13 protein-coding genes are annotated in these 17,423 nt (G+C 60.7%); all 13 read right to left on the bottom strand.

All coding sequences use genetic code 11. The features are described 5' to 3' along the window. Window positions 1-52: 52 nt before the first annotated feature. Entirely contained in the window at window positions 53-1,384 is a 1,332-nt protein-coding gene (locus tag DTI93_RS03965; protein ID WP_154981367.1) for a hypothetical protein, read from the bottom strand. A 311-nt stretch (window positions 1,385-1,695) separates the two neighbouring features. Then, on the bottom strand, window positions 1,696-3,774 hold the full coding sequence (gene ligA, locus DTI93_RS03960; RefSeq protein WP_249079698.1) for an NAD-dependent DNA ligase LigA: 2,079 nt from the start codon (window positions 3,772-3,774) through the stop codon (window positions 1,696-1,698). Then, window positions 3,771-5,507 carry a DNA repair protein RecN gene (recN, locus tag DTI93_RS03955; protein ID WP_043559825.1) on the bottom strand — a complete coding sequence of 579 codons (1,737 nt, stop codon included), beginning with the start codon at window positions 5,505-5,507 and terminating at the stop codon, window positions 3,771-3,773. Before recN ends, ligA begins: the two co-directional genes overlap by 4 nt. 215 nt (window positions 5,508-5,722) lie before the next feature. Beyond that, on the bottom strand, window positions 5,723-6,745 hold the full coding sequence (locus DTI93_RS03950; RefSeq protein WP_249079752.1) for an outer membrane protein assembly factor BamD: 1,023 nt from the start codon (window positions 6,743-6,745) through the stop codon (window positions 5,723-5,725). A 90-nt stretch (window positions 6,746-6,835) separates the two neighbouring features. Continuing rightward, window positions 6,836-7,798: a UDP-3-O-acyl-N-acetylglucosamine deacetylase gene (gene lpxC, locus DTI93_RS03945; RefSeq protein ID WP_249079697.1), complete on the bottom strand. Its 963-nt coding sequence runs from the start codon at window positions 7,796-7,798 to the stop codon at window positions 6,836-6,838. 118 nt (window positions 7,799-7,916) lie between these two features. Continuing rightward, window positions 7,917-9,374 carry a cell division protein FtsZ gene (ftsZ, locus tag DTI93_RS03940; protein ID WP_249079695.1) on the bottom strand — a complete coding sequence of 486 codons (1,458 nt, stop codon included), beginning with the start codon at window positions 9,372-9,374 and terminating at the stop codon, window positions 7,917-7,919. A gap of 117 nt (window positions 9,375-9,491) precedes the next feature. Continuing rightward, window positions 9,492-10,823, bottom strand: a complete 1,332-nt coding sequence (gene ftsA, locus DTI93_RS03935) for a cell division protein FtsA (protein ID WP_249079692.1) — start codon at window positions 10,821-10,823, stop codon at window positions 9,492-9,494. A 5-nt stretch (window positions 10,824-10,828) separates the two neighbouring features. After that, window positions 10,829-11,716 (bottom strand): cell division protein FtsQ/DivIB, encoded by an 888-nt coding sequence (locus DTI93_RS03930; protein WP_052349030.1) that lies wholly within the window; start codon window positions 11,714-11,716, stop codon window positions 10,829-10,831. Continuing rightward, window positions 11,713-12,717: a D-alanine--D-alanine ligase gene (locus DTI93_RS03925; protein WP_081563253.1), complete on the bottom strand. Its 1,005-nt coding sequence runs from the start codon at window positions 12,715-12,717 to the stop codon at window positions 11,713-11,715. The genes DTI93_RS03930 and DTI93_RS03925 overlap by 4 nt, the downstream gene beginning before the upstream one ends. A 17-nt stretch (window positions 12,718-12,734) precedes the next feature. Continuing rightward, the gene (murB, locus tag DTI93_RS03920) at window positions 12,735-13,652 is read right to left on the bottom strand and encodes a UDP-N-acetylmuramate dehydrogenase (protein ID WP_249079691.1); all 918 of its coding nucleotides are present in this window, start codon (window positions 13,650-13,652) and stop codon (window positions 12,735-12,737) included. After that, on the bottom strand, window positions 13,649-15,067 hold the full coding sequence (gene murC / locus DTI93_RS03915) for a UDP-N-acetylmuramate--L-alanine ligase (RefSeq protein ID WP_043559835.1): 1,419 nt from the start codon (window positions 15,065-15,067) through the stop codon (window positions 13,649-13,651). Before murC ends, murB begins: the two co-directional genes overlap by 4 nt. Before the next feature lie 43 nt (window positions 15,068-15,110). Continuing rightward, window positions 15,111-16,220 carry an undecaprenyldiphospho-muramoylpentapeptide beta-N-acetylglucosaminyltransferase gene (murG, locus tag DTI93_RS03910; protein ID WP_043559836.1) on the bottom strand — a complete coding sequence of 370 codons (1,110 nt, stop codon included), beginning with the start codon at window positions 16,218-16,220 and terminating at the stop codon, window positions 15,111-15,113. After that, window positions 16,220-17,422 (bottom strand): FtsW/RodA/SpoVE family cell cycle protein, encoded by a 1,203-nt coding sequence (locus tag DTI93_RS03905; RefSeq protein WP_043559839.1) that lies wholly within the window; start codon window positions 17,420-17,422, stop codon window positions 16,220-16,222. Before DTI93_RS03905 ends, murG begins: the two co-directional genes overlap by 1 nt. Window position 17,423: the final 1 nt, after the last annotated feature.

The raw sequence follows: 17,423 nt of genomic DNA, 5'->3' as shown, positions 1-17,423 counted from the left end.
CAGGTATCTGTCAGTGTCCCGCCCCTCAGGGGGGGGCGGGACACGGTTTTATTCAGGGCTGGCAGCCTAGCGTATCCATGTATTCTTTCATCCGTTCTACTTTCTCTTCTGAAGAGAAGCCCCAGAAATGAATGAGGCCCAGACGCCTGTTATGTGCAGGGCCCTGATAGGCGGTGAATGACGTCAGGGCATTGGAATTGACCCCGTTCGTCTTGATGGCCAGATAGTTATAGGCCTCCTGGTCGGCCCAGCCATTGAATGAGCGCCCGAATTTGAAGACCAGATTGGTAACCAGATGGCGGATCTCATTGATGAAACGGCGGATTGTATCACTTTCCGTATTGGGGAAAAGGATTGTTCCCCCGTTGATGCCTGGTGTGAAGCGCCCCGGAATATCATCCATCGAGAACAGGGAGGATCCCACTGGAATGTGGGATTGTATCGGATGGAATTCTTCAGCCGGCGAACATATCTTGCCGCTTGAAAGACCACGGATCAGCAGGGGTTCCAGAGGATTGTCTATGATGATGTCCGGGTCCAGATACAGGAGCGGCTGATAACCTGCAAAAGTTTCCTTGTCCGTTATTTCGTATTTGGAGCAGACAAAGGAAAGGAAGTCCTGTGGGTACAGGTTGTGAATGATGAGGTTATCCGTATATTCTTTTTTCCCTTCAAAAAGATTGTCTATGTAGGCTTGGTCCTTGTCTGTCATGAGGATGATCGGCCCGGTGAATTTCCCCATTTTCCGCAGTGAGACAACGCACATCTTGCATTGCTGCATGACGGATTCTTTATTGTAAGCCGTGATATAGACGGCAGGATTGTAGAAATAGAGCGTTTCACGCTTCCATCCGTCAAAATAGAGCGTGATGTTGTATTTGTTCCAGTATCTGAAAAGCTGATATCGCATGTCGACATCAAAATGGTTGATCTTCAGTTTGAAGACGTCAACGGCCTCGATGTCTTTCCCATCAATGATTGTCTGTGTTTTGGGAATGACCCACCTGTTGGTGAGGAGGTGCCTCAGTATGTCAATTTCTCTCTGCGAAAGCAGCAGGAAGCCTTCCCAGAAGGAGGGATGTTCCCTGGAAAAAGAAAGTGTATGACAGTCAAAGCACAGGAAAAGCCCGTTCTTGTCCCGCAGGTTCCAGACACGGACGTCAGAATTGAAGGTTATTTCGATATCATCGACATGATAGGGGGCAATCTCTTCGCCCTGTGGGATGAATGTATAATTTGCGCCGACATCATCTTCGTGAAGTTCAAGAGCGAAAGCGTCGGTAGGGAAGTGGTCCTCCAGTTTGGAGCAATAAAGGGCTTTACTTGTGGCATCCTGTCGAACGATCTGGAAATCCCATGTTAGAAAATACCTTTTTTCACCCACTGTGTTAACCTCCGGAAACTCTTGGCGAAATTCCATATAGAAGGGACCTGTAGGAAAGTCTATCCATTTGATGCTATTTTAAATAAGTATTAGGCATAAATCATAAATAAGAAAATAACTTTTTCTTGAGTAAACAAAATACAAGAAATTGCCATGTAAGGCATTTTTCTCAATTTGATAAAAATGAAATAGATTTATAATAAAATAATTAATAGTTTAATCAAAATTTTAACTTTTTTCACTTCATATTTCACTATTGTGGCAGGCTTTATTTTTATTGTACTTTGCAAGCCTGCCCCTTGATGTCTGCTTCAGTCTGTCTCGGCCAGCCCGACCATGCCGCGCCACTCCATTTCATCAAGCGTGCGAATGTTCAGCTCGTGGGCTTTTTTGGCTTTGGAGCCAGCTTTTTCTCCCAGTACGACCAGTGTCGTGCGACGGGAGACGCTGTCTGTCACCTGTGCGCCCAGACGTTCGGCAATGGCCTTGGCTTCGGCTCGGGACATGGTGGTGAGAGACCCCGTGAACACCATGACCTGACCAGCCAGAGGCGCTGGACCCTCATCATCAGCATCAGGACCGGTCTCCTCGCTGATGGTCAGGGAGGGGGTGAGATCATCCAGCGCAGCCCGGTTATGTTCCTCATCGAAGAAGGCGGCAACTTCTTCAGCAATGGCAGGGCCGATGCCCATGATGGCACTCAGGGCGGTCCGTTCTTCGCTTTCGGGCCTGATGGCTGCCAGCATCGCCGCATGCCAGACGGGAAAGCTCTGGTAGTGGCGGGCCAGAAGCTGGGCATTGCGCTCGCCAATGCGCCGGATGCCGAGCGCGTAGATGAAGCGGGGGAGACTGATGGTCCGGCGGTCCTCAATGGCCTGAAGCAGGTTGTCGACCGACTGTGTCCCCCAGCCTTCCAGTTTCTGGAGGCGGTCCCGATGCTCATGCAGGCGGAAAATGTCTCCCGGCCGCTGGACAAGCCCGAGGTCATGAAAACTGCGGATGCTGCGCTCTCCCAGCCCGTCAATGTCAAACGCTTTGCGGGAGACGAAATGGATGAGCCTTTCGACCGTCTGGGCCGGGCAGGTCAGGCCTCCGGAGCAGCGGCGGACCGCTTCATCGCCGATGCGTTCGGCATGGGCGTGGCAGACGGGGCAGTGATCGGGAAAATGGAAGGGGGCGGCCCGGTCCTGCCGGTCTGCATCCACGACGCCCAGTACCTGCGGGATGACATCCCCGGCCCGCTGGATGCGCACGAGGTCGCCGGGGCGGACATCCAGACGGCGGATTTCATCTTCATTATGCAGGGTGGCCCGGGATACGATGACACCGCCGACATTGATGGGTTCCAGATGCGCCACGGGGGTGAGGGCACCAGTCCGCCCCACCTGAATTTCAATCTCATTCAGTCGGGTGATGGCCTGTTCCGCCGGGAACTTCCATGCAATGGCCCAACGAGGGGCACGGCCTACAAAACCAAGGCGTGTCTGAAGGTCTATGGCGTCAATCTTGAAGACGATGCCATCAATGTCATAATCAAGGTCAGGCCGTTCCCTGGCCAGGGTCTCCACATAGGCAGGCACGTCACTGGCATGGTTTATGGCCCGGGAGAGTGGATTGACAGTGAATCCCCATGTTTTCAGCTGGTCCAGCCAGTCCGAATGGGTCTTGACGGTTATGCCGGTATTGTAACCCAGCCCGTAGGCGAACAGCCCCAGAGGGCGACGGGCTGTGACAGAGGCGTCCAGCTGGCGGAGCGACCCGGCTGCGGCATTGCGTGGATTGGCAAAGGGCTTTTCGCCCCGCTCTTCCTGCTGTCTGTTGAGAGCCAGGAAGTCGGCCCGGCTCATGAAGATTTCGCCCCGGATTTCCAGCAGGTCAGGAAAAGGAGCGGGCAGGGTCTGGGGAATGGAGCTGATGGTCCGCACGTTGGCGGTGACATCCTCACCCGTCGTGCCATCGCCCCGGGTCGTGGCAACCGTCAGCTGGCCTTTTTCGTAGGTCAGGCTGATGGAAAGGCCGTCAATCTTGGGTTCGGCCACAAATTTCAGCCCGTCCGTCTGGGTCTCGTCAAGCCCGAGAAACCGGCCGATCCGGCTGACGAACTGGGTGAACTCCTCCTCGCTGAAGACGTTGTCCAGCGAGAGCATGGGGGCACGGTGCTTCACCTTGCCAAAGGCCGGATTGGGAGCAGCTCCGACCTGTGAGGAGACACCATCCCTGCGCTTCAGTTCCGGATGGCGGGCCTCCAGCATGACCAGCTCCAGCCGGGCATTGTCATACTCGGCATCGGAGACTTCGGGGTTGTCCTGTCCATGATAGGCCTCGTTCCAGCGGGCGATCTTTTCTTCCAGTTCGGCATGACGCTGGGCGGGGGTGGGGGTTCCGGTCATTTTTCTGCAGGTCCAAGAAGGCTGTCTGCCGCAGCACGGGCGGCATCGGTTACGGTGTCGCCAGCGAGCATGCGGGCCAGCTCCTCACGGCGTTCCTCATCTGTCAGCGGGGTGGCACTGGTCTGTGTCTGGTTGTTGACGACCTGCTTGGCAATGCGGAGCTGATGGTCTCCATAGGCCGCCACCTGCGGGCTGTGGGTGATGGCCAGCACCTGGACATCCCGTGCCACACGGTTCAGGCGTTCGCCAATGGCCGAGGCCGTGGCTCCGCCGACACCGGAATCCACTTCGTCGAAGACCAGCGTCGTGAGGGAAGAGCGGCCCGCCAGCACGACCTTGAGGGCCAGCATGAGGCGGGAGAGTTCCCCGCCGGATGCCACCTTGCCGAGCGGTCCCGGTGGCTGGCCGGGATTGGCGGCGATGAGGAAGGCCACTTGTTCCATGCCATGGCGGTTCCACTGCTCGGCAGGCAGAGGGGCCAGCTCGACGATGAAACGTGCCCGCTCCAGCTTGAGGGGGACCAGCTCGGCCATGACCCGTTTCTCGATCTGACGGGCGGCCTTGCTGCGGGCCGCACCCAGCTCCTGCGCAGCGGCTTCATAGGCGGCCCGGCTCTCACGGACCTGATCTTCCAGCCGGGCCAGGGCCTCTGCGCTGGAATCAATGCTGGCCAGCCGCTGGTTCAGCGTCTCGAGGAAGGAGGGCAGTTCACTGACGCTGATCTTGTGCTTGCGGGCTTCGGCCCTCAGGGTGAAAAGCCGTTCTTCCGTCTCTTCCAGCAGGCGGAAATCTACCGTGGTATCGACGGCCAGACGGGAGAGCAGGGTTTCGGCCTCGGCCAGATATTCCTCGGCCTTTTCCAGGGCCGTAAGGGCTTCCTGTGCCTGTTCCTGCTGGGCGGAGGGTGTTTCCTGCTCCTCGCTCTGTGCCCGGTCCAGTGGGGAGGGAAGCAGCCGGGAAAGGGCACGGTTGGCCGAACGGAGGGCATTGGCCGGTGTGGACGTCCGGCGGTCCCGGGGGGTCAGTTCGGCAAGGGCGGCAGCAACGGCCTCGCCCCGGCGTTCATCCTGCTGGAGCCGGACCCGCAGGGCGGCAAGCTCGTCCTCCTCGCCTTCTCGGGGAGCAAGGGCAGTAAGGTCTTCCGTGATCTGCCGCAGCCAGTCTTCTTCCTTGCTGGCCTCTTCAACATCCTTCCGGGCCTTGTTCAGGCTGCGCAGGGCGTTCTGCCAGTCATCCCAGCAGCGGGCGACCTGCTGGCGGAGCTGCTGTGGCACACCAAAAGCATCCAGAAGGGTCTGGTGGGCACTCTGGTTTGCCAGTCCCATCTGCTCATGCTGGCCCTGTATCTCCACGAGCAGCGAGGCCACTTCCCGCAGGACACTGATGCCGATGGGCTGGTCGCAGATATAGGCACGGGAGCGCCCCTCTTTCGTGACGATCCGTCGCAATACCAGAGGTTCGCCTTCTTCGATGGAGGCGATGTCCTTGTTGTGAAGCAGGCCATAGACGGGATGCCCCTTGTGCAGCTCGAAAACGGCCGTCACGCTGCTCTGGGTCGCTCCAGCACGGATGATGCGGCTGCTGGTCCGCTCCCCCAGGGCGAGGCCGAGACTGTCCAGCAGGATGGACTTGCCAGCCCCGGTTTCTCCCGTCAGGGCTGTCAGACCACCATGGAAGGGGAGGTCCAGTTTTTCTATCAGAACGACATCACGGATGGAGAGATGTGTCAGCATGGGTGCAGCCTCCAGAACCGGCAGAAGCAGTCGGATTGGGCTTCTGTTGTGGTTTGCAGAAAATGCGGTGTCCGATAGTCAGAAAGAAACAGGCCCAGTGCAAGAGGCTGCACGGGCCGGACAAGGGCAAACGATGTGAAGTCGGAAGATTCCGGCTCCACATGCTGCTTTTCAGTAATGGTTACGGCATGCAGGTCACAATATCCCAGAGGGGGCTACCGTGTTTTCTTTCCGCCAGCCTGCTGGTTGGCGCCTGGGGCTGCCGTTGATGGTACCGGGGGAATCTCGACGGAGGCCACCGGCGCCGACTGTGTTGTGGACACAGGCTGCACGATGACGGAATCCGGGGAGACAGGTGCCTTGGCCTGCACAGGCGGTGCCGCACCGTCACGGTGTTTTCTTGAGCGCCTCTCATGCTTTTTCTGGGCATGGGACGGCTTGGGCAGCTGCGGCGTGAGCTGATGGCTGTATTTCAGCTTGTTGTAGGCGAGGCGGTACCAGCGGCTGTCAGGCGCATTATAGCCGAGGACAGCTGCTGCCTGACGGGCTTCATCAGGCAATCCCAGGGCCAGATTGACCTCAACCAGACGTTCCAGCGCTTCCGGCACATGGTTGGTGGTCTGGAAGTCCTGGATGACCCGCTGGTAACGGCCATAAGCTGCCTGATAGTCTTTTTCCCGCTGATAGTAACGGCCTACATACATCTCCTTGCCGGCCAGATGGTCACGGCAGAGGTCGATCTTCAGCTGGGCATCCCGGGCGTAAGAGGTCTGGGGGAAGCGGGTGATGACTTCCTGAAGAGCATCCATGGCTTCCAGCGTGCCGAGCTGGTCACGGGACACATCACCGATCTGCTCATAATAGCACAGGCCCCGCAGATAGTAGGCGTAGGCAGCATCCGGGCTTGTAGGGTGGAGCTGGAGATAGCGCTCCAGCTGCTGGACAGACAGCGCATACTCACCCTGAAGGTAGTAAGCGTAGCCTTCCATCAGTTCGGCACTGCCCGTATAGCCGGAATAGGGGAAATTCTGCTGGAGAAGCTCGAATTCACTGCTGGCCAGCTTGTAATGCCCGCCATGAAGAGCGTCGATCCCGTAGTTGTAGAGGGTCTCGGCATCCGCCGTGCGTGGCAGCTTTGCCTGTATGTCGGCGTCGGAGCTGGAGCAGCCCGAAAGAAGGGCAAGTCCGAGCAATGCCGGGGCCCCAAGGGCAGGGAGACGGAAACGGGATGGGATCATGTGGAATTTCAGGATGCTGCTGACCATGATTTTCTTATAGCATGGGAGTGTTCAGGGGAAAGGGGGTTCTTGCTCTCTGGCCTGATATTCTCAGCCGGGAGAGGGCATGACAGGCGGGCTGCCATCGGAGAACCGCCAGTTTTCGGTGGACGCAAAAAGAGCATGCAGAAGCTGGCTGTTCAGCGCATGGCCTGTCCTGTGTCCCTCAAAACGGGCTGAAAGCCGGAACCCGGTACAGTACAGGTCGCCTACCGTATCCAGCATCTTGTGGCGGACACATTCATTATCGAACCGTAGTCCGTCGGGGTTCAGGACACGATCATGCTGGATGACCAGCGCATTGTCGAGTGATCCGCCTAATGCCAGTCCCTGCGCCTGGAGGGCGTCAATATCCTGATGGTTTACGAAGGTCCGGCAGGGAGCGATTTCTTGGGCGAATGTCTCTTGGGACAAGACCATCTGGAACGACTGCTGCCCGATGGCAGGGGCGGGGAAGTCGATGTCGACGGAGAGGTCGAGTGTGTCGGCCTGATGGGCGGGGAGAAGGCTGGCATGAGCACCGTGCCGCCCTTCCACATGAACTGGGCGAAGCACTTCAATGCTGCGGCGGGGGGCCGCCTGGCCGCTGCGGCCAGCTTCCTCAAGAAGAGACATGAATCTTCTGGAGCATCCATCCAGAATGGGTAGTTCCGGCCCATCCAGCTGGATCAGAAGGTTGTCCACTTCACAGGCATGAAGAGCAGCCATGAGATGCTCTATGGTAGCGACCGTCAGCCCCGGTGTAAGGGGAGAAGCGGCCACCGTGGCCAGAGGGCTGGAAATGATGCAGTCATGCGTCAGGCGGAAGGCGGGGGTGTCTGCCATATCCAGCCGCTGGAGCCTGATGCCTGTATCCGGCGCTGCCGGGACAAGGCGGACCGTGGCAGGCCTGCCACTGTGGAGGCCCCACCCCTGGCAATGGACGGCCTGCTCCAGTGTGGTCTGTGCCTGCTGTAGGTGGGCTGTATTCTGGAGGGGCGGCTGATGAAGCCGACAGCATGTGGTCTCTGGCATGAGGGCAGGTGCTCGGGCATGGGCGACCTTACCCGGTGAGGCAGGACGCTTTCCCCCATGGGGGAGGTGGATGAAGCCCCCTGCCCGCAGGGGAACCGGGGGCTTTAATCAGACCCGGTTACTTCGGGCCACGGCGCAGATAGGTGGGAATGCTCAGCTCGTCATCCTCGGCAGGTGGGGTGACGCTGTCATGCTGCGGTTTCCGCTCATCAGTCGCAGCGTGTGTATCCCGGCGCTCCTGTTCTGGCGAAGGACGGGTACGGAAGAAGCGGCTGAACAGCCCACCGCCCGTTTGCCCGGTCTCCTCCCGTGGGCGGATCGGCTCCGATACCGTGGGGGCAGAAGCCTGCTGGTTCGGGCCGAGATGAGGGTCGTAATTGGGAAGAGGCGATGCCTCCTCGGCTGGCTGGCCTGCTCCTTCGGGGGCAGGGTCGTGTTCCGGGGCTTCTTCGTTCTGCCCGGTGTCTCCCGCGGAGGCAGTTGGATGCTCCGCTGCCTGGCCCGTGTCCGGTGTGTGAGCCACGGTTTCAGCGGGGGCATGAGTCTGGACTTCGACCGGTTCCTCCCCGGAGGCTTCATGGCGTCTCCGGCCATTCAGCCCCGTGGCGATCACGGAAACCTGCACCTTGCCTTTCATGTTCTCATTGACGACGAAACCGCTGTTGATTTCTTCGTCTTCGCAGTTTGCCGTCTCACGGATGAGATTCATGATCTGGTTATAGGCCAGCAGGCTCATGTCCGGACCGAGCGTGACGTTGACAAGAAGTGCCCGTGCCCCGGCAATGGTGGTTTCCTCCAGCAGCGGGTTGGAAATGGCCCGCTCGGCGGCGGTGATGGCCCAGTCTTCACCATCTTCCTCGGCCGATGCCATGCCAATGCCCATCATGGCCTTGCCCATGCCACTCATGACGGTACGGACATCGGCAAAGTCAAGATTCTGATACCCGGCTTCCACCATCAGGTCCGTCACGCTGCGGACACCACTGTACAGGACGTCATCCGCCATGGCGAAGGCTTCGACCAGCGAGGTTGTCAGCGAGGCGCTGCCGAAGAGGTTCTGGTTGGGGATGACCAGCAGCGTGTCCACGTATTTTTCCAGCTCGGCAATACCGGCTGCGGCAGCCCGGCTGCGGCGGGAGCCTTCAAAATCGAAGGGTTTGGAGACGACGCCGATTGTCAGGGCACCGACTTCATGGGCGATCCGTGCCACGACGGGGGCTGCTCCCGTGCCGGTGCCGCCACCCATTCCGGCCGTGACGAATACGAGATCAACCCCTTCCAGATGCTGGCGGATTTCATCTTCTACTTCTTCGGCTGACTGGCGGCCGACTTCCGGCTTGGCTCCGGCCCCCAGACCACGCGTGAGGGTCGGGCCGAGCTGGAGGCGCGTCTCAGCTTTGGAGAGAGCCAGCTGCTGGGCATCGGTGTTGGCGGCGATGAAAGTCACGCCACGCAGCTTGCCGTCGATCATGTTGTTGACGGCGTTGACCCCGCCACCACCAACCCCGATGACAGTGATGCGCGGGGGACTGACAGCACTAACACCAGGGGTCGTTGGGGTCAGGTTCAGTGACATAACGGTCTCGCTTCGGCCAGGGTGGACATTATAGATGGGTCTTTGGAAGACAGATTTACGGGCAGGGTAGCATCTGGAGAGAAATATGTAATGCTAAATATCGGGTATTGTGCCTGTTTATGACTTCCGGCGCAGGAAATTGGCAAAGCGCCAGGCAATGCCTCGTGGGGCTGCTTCATGTTCCGCAAGGCAGAAGCGGTCTCTGGCTCCGGCTGCCCAGGCCAGAAGACCGGCGGCGGTGGAGAATCCCGCCCATATGGAGGGATGATCCGATTCCGGCAGTCCCCGTATGGTGGCTGGAGACCGGACCTGCACAGGCCGGTTCAGGATCTCGGCAGCCACGGCATCAATGCCGTTCAGCAGGGCGCCGCCGCCCGTCAGGATGACACGTCCTTCCGCCGGACGCCCGAGGCCGGCACCGTCCAGCTCGTAGCGGAGCATTTCCAGCGTTTCCTCGACACGGGGGGCGATGGCCCGGACCAGATCGGCCCGGGTGATCTGCCGGACAATGTTGCGATGTGAGACAGGCAGGGCGATGGGAATGGATGTGTCATCAGCCGAGGCATAGGCGACCCCGTAAAGGGTTTTGAGCCGTTCTGCTGTTTCAAGCTGGATGGACAGGGATTGAGCAATGTCCCGGGTGATGTGATCGCCGCCGACCCTGATATGCCGTGTATAGAGCACCCGCCCACGGGCGAAGACGGCAAGGGTTGTCGTGCCCGCTCCCATGTCGACGACGGTCACCCCGAGGTCACGCTCATCATGGTCCAGCACAGCAAGGCCGGAGGCAATGGGGTTGGACAGCAGGTCCACGGCCCGCAGCTCGGCCTTGCGCAGGACAGCATCCAGCGTGTGGAGGGCACTCGTCTGGGCATCCACGATGTGGAACTTGCCCACCAGTCTCTCGCAGCGCTGCCCGCAGGGGTTGAGGACAGTGAGGGTCTCATCGATATTGAAACCCAGCGGCATGGCCTGGACGATCCTGCGGTCATGCTCGGTTGCCTCGTGGCGGGCCTGCCCATAGAGGTGGAGAATGTCGTCCTCGGTCACCTCACGCCCGTTGGAGGCCAGAAAGGTATCCACGTGATAGCTGCGGGGGGTTCCGCAGGCGAGATTGACGGTCACATCCCTGATGCGGCGGCTGATTTTCCGTTCGGCATCGCCCACTGTCGCCCGGATGACACGCTCCAGCTGGATGGTGTCCACGATGGCCCCGGAATTCACTCCTTCGGAGCGTCGCCAGCCCCAGCTCAGGACACGCAGACCACCATTTTTCAGTCCCTGGCCAATCAGGCAGGTGGTTTTGGTGGAGCCAATGTCCAGAACGGCCTTGAGCCCCGGCGTCCAGACAAAGCCCTGCTGTTCTTCTGACGGGAGAATGGGAAGAACGGCCCGCTTCTGCTGGGGAGTGGGCGGATAATGCCGGGACGGTGAAACGGAACGGGACATAGGGATCAGTTTTCAGATGGCGGCGTTGCAGGCGGAGCCTCCTGATCGGCTCCCTGAGGCGTGGCAGGGTGAATGACCATACGGTCGGATAGCCGCATGTCAATGGTTTTCAGGGGGCGGTCCAGGAGCTGGTAATCGTTCTGGTAATCATGCAGACGGGAGAGAGCGGCGCTTTCTGCTCCCTCCGGGAGCATGAGGGTCGTACCGTTCTGCATGAGGATGTTCCAGCGCCGCTGCCCGATGCGGATGAGGGCCAGCGTATGGCTGTTGATATCGGGAAACTGGTCGAGCAGGGTGATGATGGCATTTGCCTCCAGGTTGGCACCTGCGCCGACAACAAGGGGAAGCTTGCGGAAGACCGAACTGTTTTTGGCTGTCAGTTCCTGACGTGAGACAGTGTCTCCTTTCTGGTTGATAAGGACGAAATGGCCTTCCATCTGCCAGATGGCGATGGGATTTTTTTCCTCCACGGTGATGTTGATCGTGTCCGGCAGGTGGCGCTCGACCGTGGAATGCTCGATGAAAGGCAGCTCATCAATGCGCTGGCGTGCCGCCTCTACGGAAAAGCTGAAAAGCGAGTGGTTCAGGCCTGTCCCCAGCGCCTCCATGATGTCGCTCTCATCCGTCAGGCGCCGCCCCGTGATGACGATGTGCTGGATCTTCAGCGGGTCCAGCGCAGACAGGCGGGTGCGCAGGCTGTCTGCCAGCCTGTGTCCCCCCTGGCTGCTCCAGGCCAGCCAGCCAGCTCCAGCCATCAGGAAACAGACGAGCCCCAGAATGCTGAGCCGCCGCAGGATGGCCTTCTGCCGCTGCCAGAAGAGGGACATGCTGGAGGGGCGGTCCCCGTAAGGGTCCACGGGGGCCTGGGGGCGTTTCCTGAAGAAGGACATCATGGGCCGTCAGCGGGCTCAGGCTGGGGCACTGGATGGAGGGAGAGGGGCTCCGCCCGCCCCAGGGCATCCATCACCAGCCAGTGGCAGAGCAGGGGATAGCTTACGCCACGGGCGGCGGCCTGTTCTGGCAGCAGGGATGTGGCCGTCATGCCCGGCTGGGTGTTGACCTCCAGAATGACGAGTTCGCCCTTATCACCATCATAGCGGTAGTCGGTCCGGCTGGCGCCCCGGCATCCCAGTGCCTGATGGGCCCTCCGGGCCAGTGTGAGGGCCTGGTCCGTGATGTCTGCTGGCAGGGGAGCGGGGATGACATGGCGGGAGCCATTGGCCTGATATTTGGCCGCAAAATCGTAGAAACCACCGCTCTCTGGCGTGAGGATTTCCGTAACGGCGAGGGCCTCGTCGCCCAGTACCGCAACGGTCAGCTCACGCCCGGGGATGAAACGCTCGGCCAGAATCTGGGGGCCGAAGGTCCATGACCCGGCAATGGCATGGCGTTTTGCGGCATCATCTTCATGGAGAATATGGACACCGACGGATGAGCCTTCCGCCACGGGCTTCAGAACGTAGGGGGCCGGCAGGGGGGCCCGTTCCTTCAGTTCGTCTGGCGTGATGAGGCAGCCTTCTGCAACGGGGAGACCGGCGGCCTGAAGGGCCATGCGGGTGCTGGCCTTGTTCATGGCGATGGCAGAAGCCAGAATCCCGGAATGGGTATAGGGCAGGCCCAGCCATTCCAGAACGCCCTGAATGGCCCCGTCTTCCCCGCCAGGACCGTGCAGGGCATTGAAGACGGCATCCGGTTTGCAGGCTTTCAGGGCCTCGATGGTGGCGGTGATGTCCGGCCCGGCATCAATGGCATGGACATGGTGCCCGGCCTGCTTCAGGGCCTCCATGACGGCCCCGCCGCTGGACAGGCTGACGCTGCGCTCGCTGGAGGTTCCTCCCATCAGAACGGCGATGGAAAGAGGTGTGGGTGTGGGAAGAATGGTCTTGTCTGTCATGCCCGGATGTTTCCTTGTCAGGAAGGGGAGGCAGGAGAAAGGGAACGGCCCAGCCGTCTGATCTCCCAGTGCAGGGTGATGCCGCTGCTGTCCAGCACACGGGCACGGACCATCTCGCCCAGCTCTTCCAGCTCCGTGCTGGTGGCGTCGCCCGTATTGAGCATGAAATTGCAGTGCTTCTCGCTGATCTGTGCGCCACCGTGCCGCAGCCCCCGGCATCCGGCGGCATCGATCAGCTCCCAGGCCCTGTGTCCTTCGGGGTTGCGGAAGGTGGAGCCGCCTGTCCGGGCCCGCAGGGGCTGGCTGGCCTCACGGCTGGCCCGCATTTCCTGCATTGTCTGCTGGATGGTGGCGGGGTCTTCCGCACCGTGGGCTTTCAGGCGGGCACGCAGCACGATGCTGCCTTCCGGCAGGGAGCTGTGACGGTACCGCATCTCCAGTGCCGGGGCGGGCAGACGCTGGATGGTGCCCTCACGGGTGAGGATTTCCACCCAGTCGAGCAGGGTGGAGAGGTCACCCCCATAGGCTCCGGCATTCATGCAGACGGCTCCACCAATGGAGCCGGGAATGGTGGAGAGGAAGGCGAAACCGGCCATGCCTGCCTGCGCCGCCGTTTCTGCCACGCTGCTGTCCAGTGCGGCGGCTCCGGCGATCAGCCCGTCTCCATCCGTTTCAATGTTGGCAAAACCACCGGCCAGACGGATGGTCAGCCCGGGCAGCCCTCCATCACGGATGATGACGTTTGAGCAGGCTCCAAGGACCGTCACGGGCAGGTCGGACGGGCACTGGCGCAGGGCCGTGGCGAGGTCTTCGGCATCCTGCGGCACGAAGAGCCAGTCGGCGGCCCCGCCCGTGCGGAACCAGCTGCGGGCGGCCAGCGGGGCCTGTTCCTTCAGCCGTCCCCGTGCCTGCTGGAAAGGTGCAGCCGTGGTCATGGTGCGTCCTTTCTGAGGCTGTCCAGCTGCTCGGGGAGGGCCTGTGCCCAGTGGGTGATGGACCCTGCCCCCAGACAGAGGACATAGTCACCCGGCACGGCCACGTCGGCGATGACGCTGGCCAGATCATCCGGCGAGGCGAGGGACAGGACATGGCGGTGCCCACGGTCCCGCAGCCCTTCGACGAGCTGATCCCGTCCGATGCCCTCGATCGGGTTTTCTCCGGCGGCATAAACGTCCGCCACGATGACGGTGTCCGCATCATTCATGCAGGTGCAGAAATCATTGAACAGTGCACTGAGGCGGGAATAACGGTGCGGCTGGATGACGGCAATGACATGCCCTGCACCGGCCTGCCGGGCCGCTTTCAGCACGGCGGCGATCTCGACGGGATGATGGCCGTAATCATCAATGATCTTCACGTCATTCCATGTGCCGGTCAGGGTGAAGCGACGCTGCACGCCCCGGAAGCCGCCAAGCGCATCGGCGATGACATGATCGGGGATTTCCATTTCCTGCGCCACGGCGATGGCCGCCACGGCATTGAGGACATTGTGGTGTCCGAACATGGGCAGATGGAACGGTCCGGCCAGACGCTGGCTGCTGGTTGTCCGGTCCGTGATGGTGACGTTGAAGGTCACGCCCTGGCTGTCCGTGCCGGTGATTTCCGCCCGGACATCCGCCTGCGGGCTGAAACCATAGGTGACGACGCGGTGATCGGAGAGCTGGGGGATCATCTGCTGCACCCGGGGATGATCCACGCAAAGGACGGCGAAGCCGTAGAAGGGAATGTTGGAGACGAACTGCCGGTATCCGGCCTCCATCGCCTCATCGGAGCCCCAGTGATCCAGATGCTCGGGGTCCATGTTGGTGACAACGGCAATGATGGCAGGGAGACGGAGGAAGGAGCCATCGCTCTCATCCGCTTCCACGACCATCCAGTCGCCGGACCCCATGCGGGTATTCGTGCCGTAAGCCTCGATGATGCCACCATTGATGACGGTCGGGTCCAGCTTGGCCTGTTCCAGCACGCAGGCCACGAGGCTGGTCGTGGTGGTCTTGCCGTGTGTCCCCCCGATGGCCACGGCCCAGCGCAGGCGCATCAGCTCTGCCAGCATCTCCGCCCGCCGGACGACGGGGATGAGCCGGGCACGGGCGGCCATGACCTCCGGATTGTCCCGTTTTACGGCGGTGGAGATGACGACGACCCGTGCTTCCCCCAGATTGGCTTCATCATGGCCGATATGAACGTGGATGCCTGATTTCCGCAGACGCTTCACGTTGGCATTCTCGGCAATGTCGGACCCCTGAACCTTGTAGCCGAGCATGTGCAGCACCTCGGCAATGCCGGACATGCCGATGCCGCCAATGCCAACGAAGTGGATCAGACCAAGGTTGAGAGGTAATGCACGCATCAGGGGAACTCCGGCGGGGGTGGGATGAAGGGAGGGCAGATAATCAGGCTTTGATGGTCGTTTCAACCAGATCAGCCAGTTTTTCGGCAGCACGGCGCTGCTGGAGATTGCGGGCGCCTTCCGCAGCCCGTGCCAGCTCGTCAGGATGGCTGAAGAGGTGGGTCAGATGCGTGCAGAGTGCTGATGAGGAGAAGTCACGCTGCCGGACCATCCAGCCACCACCGGCCCGTTCCATTGCCTGTGCGTTGACACCCTGCTCATCAGAGGCGGCAATGGGCAGCGGGACAAGGATGGAAGGGCGGCCTGCCATGGCTAGCTCCGCAATGGATGACCCACCGGCCCGCCCGATGACGAGATGGGCTTTTTTCAGTTCAGCTGCCACATCCTCGATGAAAGGCGTGACCGTGGCCTTTATGCCGACCTGCGCATAGATGCCGGACAGGGCAGGGACCATCTCCTCGTGGGCCTGCTGGGTCACATGCAGCCGGGTCCGCAGCCCAGGGGGCAGGTTGCACAGGGCCTGCGGCACGATGGAGCTGAAAATCTGTGCCCCCAGTGATCCACCCCAGACAAGCAGATGGATCGGCTCCTCGCTGAACAGGCTTGGGCTGACATAGGGTTCATCGGCCAGAGCTTCGATGGCAGGGCGGACTGGCATCCCTGTCTGCATGACCTTCCGGCCTGCGGGCAGACGGGCCACCCGGGGGTAGGATGTGGCAATGGCATCGCTGAACCGGGCGAGGAGGGCATTGGCCTGCCCGAGGATGGCATTGCCTTCATGGATGATGAGGGCAGGGCGTTTACCCAGACGCAGGCGACTGCCGAGAAGGGGAGGAATGGAAGGATAGCCGCCAAAGCCGACTACGGCGGCGGGCCGGTATCTGGCAACAATCTGGCGCCCGCCAAGGCAGCTCCAGAGAAGCTGGCCGATCCCCCTGAGTTTGTCGATGGGCTTTTTACCAGCCACGCCACTGCTTTTGAGGACATGGCGGGGGCTGTCCGCAAATACGCTCAGTCCGGCCCTGCTGTTGCGGGCATCCGTTACGAGGATGGTCTGGTGACCACGGCGCTGGAGTTCTGCCCCCAGTGCCTCAGCCGGGAAGAAGTGCCCCCCGGTACCGCCGGCGGCAATGAGAATTGGTGCTTGTTTCATCAGATGTGATCCTTCCGGGATGACATGGTCAGACGTGGGGCTGTTTCAGCAGGGGATGGCGGCGGCGTAAAGGGGCCTTCCTCTACACGGTGGCGGGTCAGTGCCAGGGCCATGCCGATGGTCAGGGCAACGGAAAGGGCCGAGCTGCCCCCGTAGGAGATGAAAGGCAGTGTCATGCCCTTTGTGGGGATCAGATGCAGGGAGGAGCCCATGTTGACGAAGGCCTGAAGGCCGAAGCCGGTGATCAGGCCGCTGGCAGAGAGAATGATGTAGGGTTTCTTTTCTTCTAGCAGGCGGTTGAGAGTGGAGAAAACCAGCATGGTGAAAACGGCAATGATGAACAGGCACATCACGAAGCCATATTCCTCTCCGGCAACGGAGAAGACGAAGTCGGCATGGGCATCGGGCAGCAGGTCCTTCACCCGGCCTTCACCCGGTCCCCGGCCCAGCAGTCCCCCATTGCCAAAAGCCCGCATGGAGGTATCGATCTGGTAATGGTCCCCCACATCAGGATGCAGGAAGCGCTGCACGCGGGAATGGACGTGCTCGAACACCATATAGGCTATCCCGAACGCTCCAAGCGCTGCCGAGACCAGCATGCCGAATACGATGATGGGCAGGCCGTCGATGAAGAGCTGGGTGATGAAGACCATGCTGATGACCGAGAGCATCCCGATATCCGGCTGGGCCTGAAGCAGGGCTGCAATGACGAGATAGACCCCGCATGCCACCAGTCGCCCCGGGAACCGCCAGCCATTGGAAAGTCTCAGCGTATGACGGAGGCTCAGCAGCAGGCCGGTCACGACGGCAAAGCAGGGTTTCAGGAATTCAGAAGGCTGGACGGACATGAGGGGCAGGGCGATCCAGCGTCTGGCCCCCTTGATCTCCATGCCGTGAACAAGCGTCATGAATGTGGCGCCCAGCGCCACGATCCCCCCCATGACGGCAATCCGCCCGATCGTGCGGGGGGTCAGCCGGGATGTCACGACGACGACGGCACTGGCAAGGGCCAGAAAGACCACCTGCTTGAGGATGAACATGTTCCGGGAGGCCCCGATGCGGTGAGCCACGGCGGGGCTGGCAGCCAGCATGAGGATGTACCCCAGGGCGACCAGTATTCCGACGCAGCTCAGGCTGACATGATCAAGGCTGCGCCACCACTGGGCCTTCCGGGAGCTGTCTGACCTGTCGGAGAGTGCCATG

It is taken from the genome of Parasaccharibacter sp. TMW 2.1884, assembly GCF_023337695.1.
GTDB lineage: Bacteria > Pseudomonadota > Alphaproteobacteria > Acetobacterales > Acetobacteraceae > Bombella > Bombella apis.
The sequence above is the reverse complement of the archived record's forward strand: the minus strand, read 5'-3'. Positions and strand labels throughout refer to the sequence as shown.

Bases quoted from the DNA above. Each gene is read 5' to 3' on its own strand.
- ftsZ (WP_249079695.1), bottom strand. From the start codon at position 9,374: ATGTCACTGAACCTGACCCCAACGACCCCTGGTGTTAGTGCTGTCAGT.
- DTI93_RS03905 (WP_043559839.1), bottom strand. From the start codon at position 17,422: ATGGCACTCTCCGACAGGTCAGACAGCTCCCGGAAGGCCCAGTGGTGG.
- lpxC (WP_249079697.1), bottom strand. From the start codon at position 7,798: ATGCCAGAGACCACATGCTGTCGGCTTCATCAGCCGCCCCTCCAGAAT.
- murC (WP_043559835.1), bottom strand. From the start codon at position 15,067: ATGCGTGCATTACCTCTCAACCTTGGTCTGATCCACTTCGTTGGCATT.
- murG (WP_043559836.1), bottom strand. From the start codon at position 16,220: ATGAAACAAGCACCAATTCTCATTGCCGCCGGCGGTACCGGGGGGCAC.
- murB (WP_249079691.1), bottom strand. From the start codon at position 13,652: ATGACCACGGCTGCACCTTTCCAGCAGGCACGGGGACGGCTGAAGGAA.
- ftsA (WP_249079692.1), bottom strand. From the start codon at position 10,823: ATGTCCCGTTCCGTTTCACCGTCCCGGCATTATCCGCCCACTCCCCAG.
- recN (WP_043559825.1), bottom strand. From the start codon at position 5,507: ATGCTGACACATCTCTCCATCCGTGATGTCGTTCTGATAGAAAAACTG.
- DTI93_RS03925 (WP_081563253.1), bottom strand. From the start codon at position 12,717: ATGACAGACAAGACCATTCTTCCCACACCCACACCTCTTTCCATCGCC.
- ligA (WP_249079698.1), bottom strand. From the start codon at position 3,774: ATGACCGGAACCCCCACCCCCGCCCAGCGTCATGCCGAACTGGAAGAA.
- DTI93_RS03930 (WP_052349030.1), bottom strand. From the start codon at position 11,716: ATGATGTCCTTCTTCAGGAAACGCCCCCAGGCCCCCGTGGACCCTTAC.
- DTI93_RS03950 (WP_249079752.1), bottom strand. From the start codon at position 6,745: ATGATCCCATCCCGTTTCCGTCTCCCTGCCCTTGGGGCCCCGGCATTG.